13 protein-coding genes and 3 pseudogenes are annotated in these 11,548 nt (G+C 58.5%); 8 read left to right on the top strand and 8 right to left on the bottom strand.

Annotated features, from left to right (window positions below):
* The first annotated feature begins 151 nt into the window (after positions 1–151).
* Positions 152–751: a cyclic nucleotide-binding domain-containing protein gene (locus AB4Z51_RS42450; protein ID WP_441499547.1), complete on the top strand. Its 600-nt coding sequence runs from the start codon at positions 152–154 to the stop codon at positions 749–751.
* Between the two features lie 148 nt (positions 752–899).
* Here AB4Z51_RS42450 and AB4Z51_RS42445 read toward each other — a convergent pair whose 3' ends face one another.
* Together AB4Z51_RS42445 and AB4Z51_RS42440 are read right to left on the bottom strand one after the other, a co-directional pair.
* Positions 900–1,292, bottom strand: coding sequence for a hypothetical protein (locus tag AB4Z51_RS42445; RefSeq protein ID WP_135217160.1), 393 nt, complete (start codon positions 1,290–1,292; stop codon positions 900–902).
* 693 nt (positions 1,293–1,985) lie between these two features.
* Entirely contained in the window at positions 1,986–3,587 is a 1,602-nt protein-coding gene (locus tag AB4Z51_RS42440; protein WP_167768339.1) for a phospholipase D family protein, read from the bottom strand.
* Positions 3,588–3,877: 290 nt separating this feature from the next.
* Here AB4Z51_RS42440 and AB4Z51_RS42435 point away from each other — a divergent pair.
* Both AB4Z51_RS42435 and AB4Z51_RS42430 read left to right on the top strand, forming a co-directional pair.
* Positions 3,878–4,464: pseudogene (locus AB4Z51_RS42435) on the top strand (polyphosphate kinase 2); the annotation flags it as partial.
* 178 nt (positions 4,465–4,642) lie between these two features.
* A complete protein-coding gene (locus AB4Z51_RS42430; RefSeq protein ID WP_167768340.1) occupies positions 4,643–4,906 on the top strand; it encodes a hypothetical protein in 264 nt (87 codons plus the stop codon).
* Positions 4,907–5,151: 245 nt separating this feature from the next.
* On the opposite strand, the pseudogene AB4Z51_RS42425 reads toward AB4Z51_RS42430, so the two are convergent.
* A pseudogene (locus tag AB4Z51_RS42425) lies at positions 5,152–5,365 on the bottom strand (cold-shock protein).
* Between the two features lie 162 nt (positions 5,366–5,527).
* On the opposite strand from AB4Z51_RS42425, the gene AB4Z51_RS42420 reads away from it, so the two are divergent.
* A complete protein-coding gene (locus tag AB4Z51_RS42420; protein WP_135217163.1) occupies positions 5,528–5,725 on the top strand; it encodes a hypothetical protein in 198 nt (65 codons plus the stop codon).
* 34 nt (positions 5,726–5,759) lie between these two features.
* Here AB4Z51_RS42420 and AB4Z51_RS42415 read toward each other — a convergent pair whose 3' ends face one another.
* The gene (locus AB4Z51_RS42415) at positions 5,760–6,014 is read right to left on the bottom strand and encodes a hypothetical protein (RefSeq protein WP_135217164.1); all 255 of its coding nucleotides are present in this window, start codon (positions 6,012–6,014) and stop codon (positions 5,760–5,762) included.
* Between AB4Z51_RS42415 and AB4Z51_RS42410 the strand changes: the two genes are divergently transcribed.
* Both AB4Z51_RS42410 and AB4Z51_RS42405 read left to right on the top strand, forming a co-directional pair.
* Positions 6,013–6,459, top strand: coding sequence for a hypothetical protein (locus AB4Z51_RS42410; protein WP_441499546.1), 447 nt, complete (start codon positions 6,013–6,015; stop codon positions 6,457–6,459). The genes AB4Z51_RS42415 and AB4Z51_RS42410 overlap by 2 nt on opposite strands.
* 12 nt (positions 6,460–6,471) lie before the next feature.
* Positions 6,472–6,669: pseudogene (locus AB4Z51_RS42405) on the top strand (SOS response-associated peptidase); the annotation flags it as partial.
* 27 nt (positions 6,670–6,696) lie between these two features.
* On the opposite strand, the gene AB4Z51_RS42400 reads toward AB4Z51_RS42405, so the two are convergent.
* From AB4Z51_RS42400 to AB4Z51_RS42385, 4 genes are all read right to left on the bottom strand, one after another.
* Positions 6,697–8,343: a DUF1254 domain-containing protein gene (locus AB4Z51_RS42400; RefSeq protein ID WP_441499545.1), complete on the bottom strand. Its 1,647-nt coding sequence runs from the start codon at positions 8,341–8,343 to the stop codon at positions 6,697–6,699.
* 74 nt (positions 8,344–8,417) lie between these two features.
* Complete coding sequence (locus AB4Z51_RS42395; RefSeq protein WP_441499544.1) at positions 8,418–8,942, bottom strand: DUF1214 domain-containing protein; 525 nt, start codon at positions 8,940–8,942, stop codon at positions 8,418–8,420.
* A 28-nt stretch (positions 8,943–8,970) separates the two neighbouring features.
* Positions 8,971–9,312 (bottom strand): hypothetical protein, encoded by a 342-nt coding sequence (locus AB4Z51_RS42390; RefSeq protein WP_441499543.1) that lies wholly within the window; start codon positions 9,310–9,312, stop codon positions 8,971–8,973.
* A gap of 9 nt (positions 9,313–9,321) precedes the next feature.
* A complete protein-coding gene (locus tag AB4Z51_RS42385; protein ID WP_244623508.1) occupies positions 9,322–9,702 on the bottom strand; it encodes a DUF1254 domain-containing protein in 381 nt (126 codons plus the stop codon).
* 847 nt (positions 9,703–10,549) lie between these two features.
* Here AB4Z51_RS42385 and AB4Z51_RS42380 point away from each other — a divergent pair.
* Both AB4Z51_RS42380 and AB4Z51_RS42375 read left to right on the top strand, forming a co-directional pair.
* Positions 10,550–11,029 (top strand): PH domain-containing protein, encoded by a 480-nt coding sequence (locus tag AB4Z51_RS42380; protein WP_135217167.1) that lies wholly within the window; start codon positions 10,550–10,552, stop codon positions 11,027–11,029.
* Positions 11,030–11,318: 289 nt separating this feature from the next.
* Positions 11,319–11,548 (top strand): DUF3551 domain-containing protein (locus AB4Z51_RS42375; protein WP_441499542.1); only part of this gene is annotated, 230 nt, incomplete at its 3' end.

Below are 11,548 nucleotides of genomic sequence, written 5' to 3'. Positions count from 1 at the left end.
TCGGGCATTGTTGTTCTTTGGTGCAATGAACTTTAGGACAATACCGAGAATGCACTATCCCTGAAAATCTTGTCACCATGCACGCCCCTAACCCGGCACCGGAATTGCACGGTTACCAGGCCCATCATCACAAGATTAAGGAATGGGTCCAATGCTGATGCATATCACCTCAGTGTCGGTGCCTCATCCGCACTCCCTTTGCGAACTGGGGATACCGACCGAAACCAATCCGATCGTCAGCCTGAGCCAACTTACCTATCSGAAGTGCAACAAGATCTACGGCGAAAAGGAACCCGCCGATTATGTCTATCAGGTCAAGTCAGGCGCGGTACGAAGCTACAAGCTGCTTCGTGATGGCCGCCGGCAAATCGGCGCCTTTTACGTTTCCGGCGATATCTTCGGACTGGAGAATGGAAGCCTGCACCGTTCTACGGCAGAAGCCGTCGTGGACACGACGGTTCGCCTCATTCGGCGACAGAATCTCGATGTAATTTCCGGCAGTGATGGCGCGCTGGCCAAGCATCTGCTCCGCATGACCACCAGCAATCTGAAGCATGCGGAAGACCATATGCTGCTCCTTGGACGCAAAACTTCGATCGAGCGCGTCGCGGCCTTCATCCTTGAGATGGACGAGCGGCTCACCGACGCCGGCATTTTGGCACTGCCAATGTCACGGCCCGGCAGCAACTCGCCGGCTTCGATCGTCAGAATTGACAGCCGGGTCGAAGCGAAGACCCTTTGCCGTTCCTAATTGAGCGGCCCCGGTGCCATGCCGGGACCTCTAATCTGCGCGGAAGTACGGTTCAATAGCGAGCGGTGACCGGTGACGGCGAGAACGGATATCGTTTTTAAATTGAAAGAGGCGGCCCTTGCGCCGCCTCTCCGTGGGGTCCGCGTTCCTACTGGCAGACGTACATGATTCCGTCACCGCCTTTGATCAGTGTGCCGGGCGTGCAACCAATGCCATTGAGCTTCGCATAGTCATCCCAACCATTGTAGCAGGTATAGGAAGCACGCCCAAAGACCCCCACGGTCGTGCCGTACCCGGTCGTGCCGCCGGCACCACACCAGGGGCCGTCAGCGTAGTAGGCCCGCACTGCGTACCAAGGCAGACCGGACTGATCGGGTATGTAGTGATGATAGGGATACGGGCCGACATAGAGCCGCCTCGCTTGGGCACTCTCAACTGACAGCGAAATCCCGCGCTGCTCAGACCAGTCAACGGTGAACAGTGTTGCAAAGGCGATAGCCGAAGTTGCAATTGCAAAATTTCTAAAAACCATCCGCTTCATCGTTTTGCTCCTATCCTGTCTCGCCCCCTTTGCATAAGGAGGCCCGTCGGTTGATGCCGACATTGACAAAGATCAACGGGCCTGACCTAGCTCGTGACCAAATTTCAACGTGAATCACGGAGTTTATGCACGCAACCGTGCACAAAGTTGCTGCGTCGCGCTCTTTGGTGTGTTTGCTCGGTGTTACGTCGAGGCTGAAGTGAGGCTGGCGGATCGCGTCGGGCGGCGCCTGAAAGAAGGTAACAGCGCCAATGTTATCGGAAGTCGGCAAAGATTTCGAAACGACAACCAAGTGAGCGATGTCGCCTCTTGGCTGATAGTGTTGAAAAGTCTTTCTGGGGCGACGAACGAAATTTTTTAGAGCTGCTGATGCGTTTTACGCGCGGCGACGTGAGGGACCATATCGATTCACACAAAAACGACCATGGAGCTTCGTATGAGTGCTACGGAGTATTGCAGTGGCGGAGTCGGCTAAAAATCAGCTTTTGCGAGATTTTCAGCGTCGTTCAGTTTTCGACTTTTGCAACACTATCGCCAACTCGGACATCGACCTGACCGAGCGATTTATCAATTCTCACGGGTCGAGGGCGCGCACCCGAAAAACATGCGCAAACCCCGCCCACAGATATTCACCAGACTTTCTTCCCGAGACCACAGGACGCGTGTCTTGCGTAGGTCGCCGAGCGATCGGTGTCAGAGTTGCGAGTCGATCGGTAGCAGCTTCCACAGGTCGGCGACGAATCGTCGTCGAAAGCCGGTTTCGGGCTCGTCCCGGTAGCGCACCCTTTGGCCGTTCCTCTCCGTCTCCCAGATTATATCGCCTTTCGGGTCGAGGAAGACGCGGTAGCTATTTGCAGGCACTACGCCAGCCGCCATGTAAGCCGTCAGCCGTTTGGCAAGCTCCGGGCTCTCGATGTAAAGGCCGGCTTCGGTGTTGATTACGGCAGAGCGTGGATCGAGATTGAAGCTGCCGATGAACACGGCTTCGCCGTCGAAGGCCATGGCCTTTGCGTGCAAGGCCGCTCGCGACCGCTCGGAAAGGATTGACCAGCCCAGCCGGAAGGCATCGGTATCCGGGCGCAGTTCGTATAGCTCCATGCCATTCTCGAGCAGCCGCCTTCGGGTCTTGGCATAGCCTGAATGCGCCGGTAGCATGTCGTTCGAAGCAAGCGAGTTGGTCAGCACGCGCACCCGAACATTGCGCTCCTGCAGCGCTTTGACGGTTGCCTGCGCTCGCGCGGGCAGGACGAAGTATGGTGATTCGACGAGCAGCTCCTCTTTCAGCTGTGCGACCCGCCCGCGGATGAATTCGATGACGTCGTCGCTCTCCTTGCCGGGGGCGATGCTTTCCGGGTCGTCGGCGACAATCCGGCCATGTGCCCACACGAGATTGTCGCGAAGCTCAGCGCCCCGCGCAGCGAGCTGGTCGAGCTCCTGGTCAATCGGATAAGGGTAGTCGGCCGCCGCGATCGCCTCACGCAAGCGAATCCGGATGGCATCGAGATCGGCAGCGTCATGGGCGCGGTCGACAATGGCCGCGATCGGCACCGTTGAGGGGCTATTCCAGTATCTGTCGAATACGCCCGACAAATCGCGGACGACAGGCCCAGCCGCCAACACATCCAGATCGCGATAGTTGGCGAAGGTGTTCACGCCATAGTAGATGTCACCGATATTGCGGCCGCCGACGATCGCTGCTGCATTGTCAGCGACCATCAGCTTGTTGTGCATGCGGCGATTGACCCGGCCGAAGTCGAAGATGAAGTCAAGAAATGACCAGCGCCGGTTAGTAAGCGGGTTGAACAGGCGGATCTCAACATTGGGGTGAGCATCGAGGCCGGCTTTAACGGAATCGCTGTCCTTGTAGAAGGGATCGTCGACGAGGAGCCGCACCCTCACCCCCCGATCGGCCGCCTTCATCACGTGCTCAATAATGATCCGGCCGGTGGTATCGCCGTCCCAGACATAATACTGCATGTCGAGGCCACGCTCGGCCAAGTCTGTCAGCGCCAGACGGGCGATGAAAGCCTCGCGCCCCTGGCTCAAGAGGCTGAAGCCGGAGAGGCCCGGATGCTGGTCGGCCGCCAGGCCGAAGAATTGGCCCAGCCTGGTTGACGCGGGGTCTTCGAATGCCGTCGATGGGGTTCGCGGATAGTCAGGCCGGGGGTCGGTGGTGCGGCCGGTGAGAACCTCTGCAAGCCAAATCAGGGCCGTGCGTGGGAGTCCGCGACGGGCCGATGCCTGAGACTCGGCTGAACTCCCGGGACTGCTGGTTCGCTGCGTGTCGACGTCCATCCGGTGGCAGTCCGCAACATGGTAGGCGGTTCCGCGGCACATGGCGCTCTCCAGCCCCCACGGCCAGAAGGCAAACGCGGTAACAGCAATCCGTCAAGCGCAAACTGGCGACCTAATTTGAGAATATTCGAGCATCCGTATCATGATCGCTGCGCTCGCCAGCAAATATACGATGCTCTTTTAGATGGTTGCCTGATTGCAGTGAAGCATTGAGATAGATCAACAACACCACGGCGGATCGGCTCCGAGTGAAGGTGCGAATAGGCCTTTTCGCCGGGGAGGGTTGGTGGATGTTGAAAGGCAAGGAGAAGAAGCACGCGGCCGTAGAGGCGCTGGACGCGTCCGGCAAGATCAGCCGCAAGCAATTCGAGGAGGAACTCGCGAAGCTTCAGGTCGAGCTAACCCGGCTGCAGACTTGGGTCAAAGACAAGGGGCGCGCGTCATTGTGGTCTTCGAGGGCCGGGACACGGCGGGTAAGGGTGGTGTGATCAGCCGGATCACCGAACGCACGAGCCCGCGCGTCTTCCGGCACGTGGCCTTGCCTACCCCCTCCGACCGCCAGAAGAGCCAAGTCTACATCCAGCGCTACATCGAGCAATTCCCAGCGGCGGGCGAGATCATCCTCTTCGACCGCTCGTGGTACAATCGGGCCGGGGTCGAACGAGTAATGGGCTTCTGCACGGACGAGCAGTACGAACGGTTCATGAAGATGGTTCCCGTGGTCGAGCAGGAGATGATCGTCAGCAACGGCATCATCCTGCGCAAGTACTTTCTCGACGTCAGCCAGGAGGAGCAGCGGCGCCGGTTCGAGGCCAGGATCAACGACCCGATGAAGCATTGGAAGCTGAGCCCGATGGACACTGAATCGGTGCGGCGCTGCGGGCAAGTGCCAAGACCCGAAGCGGGCGCTCGGTCACATGGCCTTGGGCGCTAGGCAGACCTCCGTTGATCTAGGTCAACCTCAGCGATCCTTTGGCGCTCACGCTATGTTCAGCCGCACCTGAGGCGGCTCCCGTCATTTTTCAGTGACGCAAGCGCGAAGAGGGAGGTCCAACATGCATCCGAAGATGCGTCTTTCGATCAAGTCCGCGACTGTTGCCGGGATTGCTGCTAGCGCCCTGTTGGGGCTTGCAGGTGTCACTCTGAATCCAGCGCCAGCCCAGGCGGTCGTGTACTGCCAGTACGTTGAATATCCGGTGGGTTGCGTTGCCCGGGCAGGCGTCGTGCTGAGGCCTCGTCCGGTGGCGCGCGCTGCCGTCCGTCATAACGCCGGTGGCAATGCAAATGGCGGCGTCAATCGCGTTGGGGCGGGGCGGTAAAGACTTGTTTCGCGGTCACGAGCGAGAAAGAAGCCGTCACCGCTTCGTCCCGGTGGCGGCTTTTTTATCGTCCCGACGCGGACAGGCGACCGAATAGCGAACGGGCGGGACATCACAGCCACGTGGCGGCGACTTTTTGGAACCAAGTCAACGCATACATGCGCAGGAGCTGCGGCGCACGTGCGCCGCAAGGGCTATGCCGATGGCCGCAGGCAACAGACCCAATGTCCGGCGCGGGCAGCACTTCAGGATGAGATCACGAGGTTGACCGCCTTGGGGCCTTTGTCCTTCTTGTCCGGTTCGACCTCGAATGTAATGCGCTGTCCTTCAGTCAAGTCCTTCAGTCCGGCCCGCTCGACTGCGGTGATATGAACGAACAGATCACGGCCGCCGTCATCCGGCTTGATGAAGCCATAGCCACTCTCCATCGAAGAACTTGACCGTACCAACCATGGACATCGCGAAACCCCTCCCCCGTATTGTAGGCTCGCCCTGAAAGCAGACGACCTATTCTTCGCCGAGCCAAACCGAAACGCCTTCTAGGACAGGCCGCCTGACCGGAAAATTGGCCCTTTGGGACAATTGTACGCTTCGGTGTTGTCGCCTTTTATGGACGCGGGAATGGCGTCGCACAAGGACAGGGAGGCGCTCATGGGATCGATGGAAGAGTTCATCCACTATGCGAACTTGATCATCGCCAAGCGGCAGCTTGCTGATCCGAGCATCACGGACAGACAGCGGCGGATGCTCGCAAGGCTGGTCGCGCAGGAGGAAGCGAAACGCTTTCACGAAGAGGACGGCGGTCACGCTGAATGCTAGTCCGTTGCCTTTCCCAAATTTGCTGGCTATCGCGTCAATTTTCGCTCATCAGGAGTTTTAGCATCGCATCGCAAGCAGCTTCGGCCTCGTCGAAAGTTTTAAAGGGCGAGCCGGTGATCCTGATCGCGCTGCGGCCTTCATAAACAGGACGCCACGACGCCAGATAACCGGCGCGTCCGTGAAAGCCAGGACCGGCAGGGCTTTCATAGCTGATCACGAAAGAATAGCCGTCGCTGTTCGCGCTCCATATTTCCATCTTCTCGACGGCACGCTGGAACTGCAGGGGCATGGCTGTTCACGAGTATTCAAGCAATTCCCGAAGGATCCAAGTCTTTAAAAATTCCCTCCCGGCGTGGTCTGAAGAAGTCGTGCCGCACCGATGGCAATTCAGCTTGCCTATGTCACTACAGGGCTTGATCTGGATCAAGCTGCGAGCACCTGCAGACGCTCGTGCCTGTTGGGCCGTCACGCTATCCACCGCAATCTGTGGCGGCTTGCCTGCCCATCGTGTCCGGGCGGAGTTGCTTGCTATCTCTGCGCCCCGCGATATTCTCGATGTGTATCTGAACACTAAGCGTGATCTGTTGGTTGTGCGCAATGGTCTGCCAATTCCTGACGCGTCAGCTAGATGGCGTAAGAAGAAAATAGTGGCGAGCGTCAGCGAGGACATTAAGCTCGCCATTCAGAGACAGGGTTACTACATGCGCAAGCTAACGGACTTTAAGAAGCGGTAGTCCGCAAAGCGCATGTGTAGCCTCTACAGCATCACCACGAACCAAGCGGCTATCGCCACGCTGTTCCGCGTCGTCAACCGCTATGTCGGCAGCCTCGCACCGATGCCGGGCGCGGTTCCAGATTATCCGGCTTCGGTGGTCCGCAACACCGAGACCGGGCGCGAGCTATCAATGATGCGGTGGCGCATGCCGCCGCCGCCGCGCACAGGCCAAGGCCGCTGTGGTCGCCCAAATGATCTAGCGGACCAATTCTATCTCACTCGGGCGCCACGCCTTCGTGAAAAACGGTTCGAGCGGGCTGTAGAGGCGCAGGATTGTGAACCAGCCCTTCTTGGGGTCGGTCTGAACCCAATTTCCCGCGCTCACGCCTTCTGGCTTGGTTGCGCCAAAGTACACCGTTGTCGAGCCGTCGGCGTTGGCTTGGGCAGCGGGCGTCGGATAGCTTTGGCTGCCTRCTCGCGGGTAACGCTGCGGAGTGTCGAGCATCGAGCGTGTCTTGTTGTCGTAAACGGTAAAAGACCAGAACTTCCCTGCCGGAATGTCCTTGGGCAGCGTAACCTTGTAGCTCTTGCTGCCGTCGAAAAACTCGCCGCCAGCATCCACGGTCTGAACGAGATACTGCGAGCCGATGTCCGTCAGCCGCATGATCATCGCGGGCGTGATGTACGTGTAGCCGAAGAACATGGTCGTCCGCACGTTCAGGGTGCGGGCACGCGTCGGCGGGTTCGGAGTGATGACGCCGTCGGCGCTCACTTCCGGCGGCGGCGTCTCCATGTTGTAGCCGCCGAGGAACAGCGGGTTGAACCAAGTCGAGTTGGGGTAGTAGTAGCCACCGTCGGACGGACGCCACTTGAAATTCAGGGTGCGCGCGGCGGCGTTTCCGATTGCTGCCGCGTCGATCAGTATCTTCTTCATCCGCGCGTCGGGGTTGAACGGCTTACCCTTTACGATACCGATGGCGGCGAGTGATCCCATGATTTCCGGGTCGAGCGCGCTCCCGGGCTCTCTTTGCACCAGATCGTTGAGCATCTCGAAGTAGCTGAAGTCGCTCGGCGGAACGGTGTTGATCACCTTGCCGGTGCCTTCGGTGAATTTCGCAGCCTCCGCAGGTCGCAGGAAGGCCCACTCCAGTTTGTGATCCGACGTGCGCGCCAAAGTCGCCTTGCCCTCCAACGCCGAACCGATGCTGGTGCCGTATCCGCCGGGAAGGTAGGGATAGATTTTGAGCGTCCTCTTGATCTCCGCAACGACCGGCTTCGGGTCGTTCTTCTCGAGAAAGGACCGACCGAGCAGAGTGGCACGGGTCGTGCGCATCTTCTGAACGCAGCCGCCACCGGGTAACTCGCCCTTGTAATCGGGCGGCACGAACAAATACCTGCCTCCTTCACCCCGGTCGGGACCGGGCAGACCGAAGTCAGTGACCCAGTTGAACCACATGTCATCGACCACGCCGAGCGACAGTGGCGGCGTCTCAACGACGATGGGGCCCTTGCTGGCGTCCAGATTGACAAAGAAATAAATGGTGTCCGCATTGGCTGTCAGGAACAGGGACTTCGCATCCATCAATTCCGAAAAAATGAGGGCCGTGTTGTTTGGGACGCCAGCAGCTTCGGCTCCCTTGAAGATCGACGACACCGAGGCGCCCTGATAGGCATTCACGAACGCTTCGACGCCATGCATCAGGTCGAGGTAGTCGTAGGCCTTGGCCACCGTATCCTTGCTCGGTGCACCGTCCTTGTATTGCAACGTGCCGATACTGCTCTCGACCATGTCCGGCGTATTGATCGACGGTGGGATGGGCGGCGCTGTTTGGGCGAACGCTGCCGTGACAGACAACGCGCCTGCCACCGTGGCAGCGGCAAAATGCTTGTAGTTATTCCTCATAATCATCTCCCTCGGAAAGGCCAAAGTTGGATTGCCGTTGAGCGCGCCATTGCGGCGACCTCACGATCCAACGGTCAATTCGCCTTCTTGACGTTTGGCGGCGACCACACGCCGCTCAACGCGGAAGCTTCTGGCCAATAGAGCCGCAGGATGAGCGAGAAGGGTCCTGAGGGAGCCGGTATCCAGTTCGGTTCATTGTCCTTGCCCGGCGACTTGGCGCCCAGATAAAGGGTCAGCGAGCCATCGGCGGCGTATTTGAGTGTCTTGTTTTTCGTACCGAGCGAGAAGCGTTCCAGCGCATTCGGAAAGAAGAATTTTTCCTCATTGTACAATGTCAACGACCAGAACCCCTTCACGGGCGGCACTTCTCCTTTTGCGAAAGTGACCGTGTACTGGTTGTTGCCGTCGAGCCGCTTCCCCTCGCTATCGAACTCACGCAAATTGTATTGCGTTTCCGCTGCTGTGTTCTGATACATACTGGATTTGCTGATCGCGGTGCGGTTCAGGTAGTCAGTGCCCCACTCTGCGGCATTCGCCGGAACAGTCCAGCCGTTACCAATCGCCCGGCCGTTGTATTGAAACTGAAAGAGCGGCTCCACGAGTTCTTTCTCGGCCGCCAGGAACGCTTCAATGAGCGCCTTCTTGGTGTCGGGGTTCTTGTCGGCGGCTTCCCATACGGACGAAATCCACCGGTATAGTGCTTCCTCGCCGGGCAGGGGGGGGCACCTCCTTCATGACCACGGCCAGTTCTTCGTAATAGGTTGCGGGGTTCACCCACCTGCTCTCGCCCTTCGGCGCGTGACCGCCCGCTGACGGAACCGGGAAGTGCGGCGACTTGCCGTAATCCTTCTTCTTCATCGTGCCATCGAACTGGCTGAGCGGATACATCAGGACCTGATCGATGACCGGCTGAATGGCTGCGGTGTCTTCCGGTGTCGCATCCTTGAAAACTCGTGGAACGACGAACACAAGGTCTGTCTATGATCGCACTACCGCAGTGATGTCCTTGGGAAGCTCTCCGCTCCAATGCGGTCCTACGATCAGGTAGAAGCCGGGCTTGGTGCCATACTGCTGGCCAATACGGCCAATTTCGTCGGTGCGCTGATCATACATTGCGTAGACATAGAAGCGGTCGCCGAAGTCCGGCACCTGAATGACCGTTGGTTCCCTATCGAGCGCGGTAAAGCCTGCCCCGTAAGCAACGTCCTGATTGGGACAGACGATGAAGGTTTGATCCGGCTTGACATAGTTGGTGAGCATCTGGTTGTAGCCAACCGGCGCAACTGGCACTACTCCGCCGAGTAGCCCGGGTTCAGGCGCGTGGGCGAACGCCGCACGACGGTTGTGCGCGTTCACCATCGGATACCCACATGTAGGCCATCCGGCCGACAAACTGGACGTAGGCGCTGGTCATCGTGTTGCCGGGAACAGGGCCGGGAACGTCGGCCGCAGTCTTCGGTATCGGGACCTGAATTGCAGGTGCCGTCTGGACGACGGCGAACTGGGGCATCGTCATGGCGAAGGCCACGGCTGCCACACGAAGCCGTAAAAGCTGCGTCATCAATTTATCTCTCGTGGTCACCGCGTCTCAGCCTTGATGATGGAAACCAGTCTCTCGGATCAAATACCTTGGGCCATTTTTCGTGGCAGTCGAGCGGCAACGTTGATCTAAATCATGTACGGCGACCATCACATCCAGCAGCCGCTCCTTCAGCGGCTTCGGGCAACACAGAGTGCAGAATGCCGCTAGTGACAGTTCCGGATCGTCTTCGTAGTTGTACCGCTTAGCCATCAGCGCGCTAGCAAGTCATTCCGGTCGCACATCTGCGGACGGCTCGACGGGTCTGACGGACGGTGGTTCTTGCCACGCACACACCGTTAACTCGCGTCCTACCCGCGCCGCAGGCAGCAGCGACTTCTGTGATCATGCCGTTGGGCGGAGGAGTAATCGGCGCAGGTGTCATGGCTTGCGCCGATACTGCGACCGATAAGGCTAAGCCAGCAATAGCAATCAACCTAATCATTCTGCACCTCCTTTAACCGTCCAAACATCCCGACCTCTCACAGAGGGGATGGGTCCGGCTCTCGTCTGAACGCAATGCGAGCCTCCGGCGCTGGCCGTTGGAAGGCTTGAGATAGATCAAGGTCTTTCTCGGTTCAAAATGGCGCATATTACTGCGAGGACAGGTAAACTCAGGGTAGGCGTATGGGGCGCTATATCGACGAAATCCTACAGCCCGGCGAAAGGGTGCTGTATTCGACCAACGAACACTGGGTGTACTTTCTGCCTGCAATTGGGGCGTGGATCGCGGCGGTCGCATTTCTGGTGCTGTGGCGCCTGGTCGCCGCCGACGCGCTGACGTTGGTTTGGTTGGTATTGGCGGCGGTCGCTGGGCTCGCGGCATTGTACTGGACCGCGACGGCTTGGTTCCGCCGCTGGACCACCGAGACCGACGTTACCAACATGCGGGTCGTCCACAAGAGCGGTTTCATCAGGAGGCGGACCTTTGAGATGAGGCTCGACAAAGTTGAGAGCGTCGATGTCAACCAAAGCGTTCTTGGCCGCCTTTTGAACTATGGCGACCTTACCATTCAGGGCGTCGGCGAGGGTACGCAAACCATTTCCACCGTTAATTCGCCTCTCGCGTTTCGCAGCGCCATCACGACAAGACCGGTTGGCACGTAAATCGCGGCATGGTTTGACGGCCGCCCCCAACAAAAAGCATGCTTCCCGTCGGAATTGTTCCCTTCCGATATGATTGCTGCTGCTGCCCACGCTGTATTATGTTTGTCTTCGCGCTGCTGAGTTACCGTCAGTCGACAATTCGTATATTGTGGGGTGCCTTTGGCAGCACCGATTGACTGACAGTAAGCATCATCCTGCATTGCGAGTTTCTCCGGCCCAGCAATGTTGTCGGCGCGAATGTGAATTGATCTGAAGCAATAGGCTTTGTCTGGTTCGAGGTGCTGATGCGATGGCGTCGATCCGTAAGGAAATTCTGATGCGCATTCCAGCTTTGGCGATCTGGGCAACGATCGCGGTTTTGACCGCCGCACCAACTCAGGCCCAAACATATGGCGGGAATGCTCCGATCTGCCTACAACGTTGGTACTGGGGCGGAGGCGAAACTTTCTACTGCGGCTATAGCTCGATGGCGCAGTGCCACGCCAATGCATCGGGCCTCTCCGCCATGTGCGTTACCAA

The sequence above is a fragment of the Bradyrhizobium sp. 2TAF36 genome, assembly GCF_052114925.1.
Classification (GTDB): domain Bacteria; phylum Pseudomonadota; class Alphaproteobacteria; order Rhizobiales; family Xanthobacteraceae; genus Bradyrhizobium; species Bradyrhizobium barranii.
This window is presented reverse-complemented; position numbering and strand designations above follow the sequence as displayed.

What these genes read in the sequence shown, in the direction of transcription:
- AB4Z51_RS42445 (WP_135217160.1), bottom strand. Translation starts at nt 1,292, where the DNA reads ATGAAGCGGATGGTTTTTAGAAATTTTGCAATTGCAACTTCGGCTATC.
- AB4Z51_RS42440 (WP_167768339.1), bottom strand. Translation starts at nt 3,587, where the DNA reads ATGGACGTCGACACGCAGCGAACCAGCAGTCCCGGGAGTTCAGCCGAG.
- AB4Z51_RS42430 (WP_167768340.1), top strand. Translation starts at nt 4,643, where the DNA reads ATGCATCCGAAGATGCGTCTTTCGATCAAGTCCGCGACTGTTGCCGGG.
- AB4Z51_RS42420 (WP_135217163.1), top strand. Translation starts at nt 5,528, where the DNA reads ATGGCGTCGCACAAGGACAGGGAGGCGCTCATGGGATCGATGGAAGAG.
- AB4Z51_RS42410 (WP_441499546.1), top strand. Translation starts at nt 6,013, where the DNA reads ATGGCTGTTCACGAGTATTCAAGCAATTCCCGAAGGATCCAAGTCTTT.
- AB4Z51_RS42415 (WP_135217164.1), bottom strand. Translation starts at nt 6,014, where the DNA reads ATGCCCCTGCAGTTCCAGCGTGCCGTCGAGAAGATGGAAATATGGAGC.
- AB4Z51_RS42385 (WP_244623508.1), bottom strand. Translation starts at nt 9,702, where the DNA reads ATGGTGAACGCGCACAACCGTCGTGCGGCGTTCGCCCACGCGCCTGAA.
- AB4Z51_RS42380 (WP_135217167.1), top strand. Translation starts at nt 10,550, where the DNA reads ATGGGGCGCTATATCGACGAAATCCTACAGCCCGGCGAAAGGGTGCTG.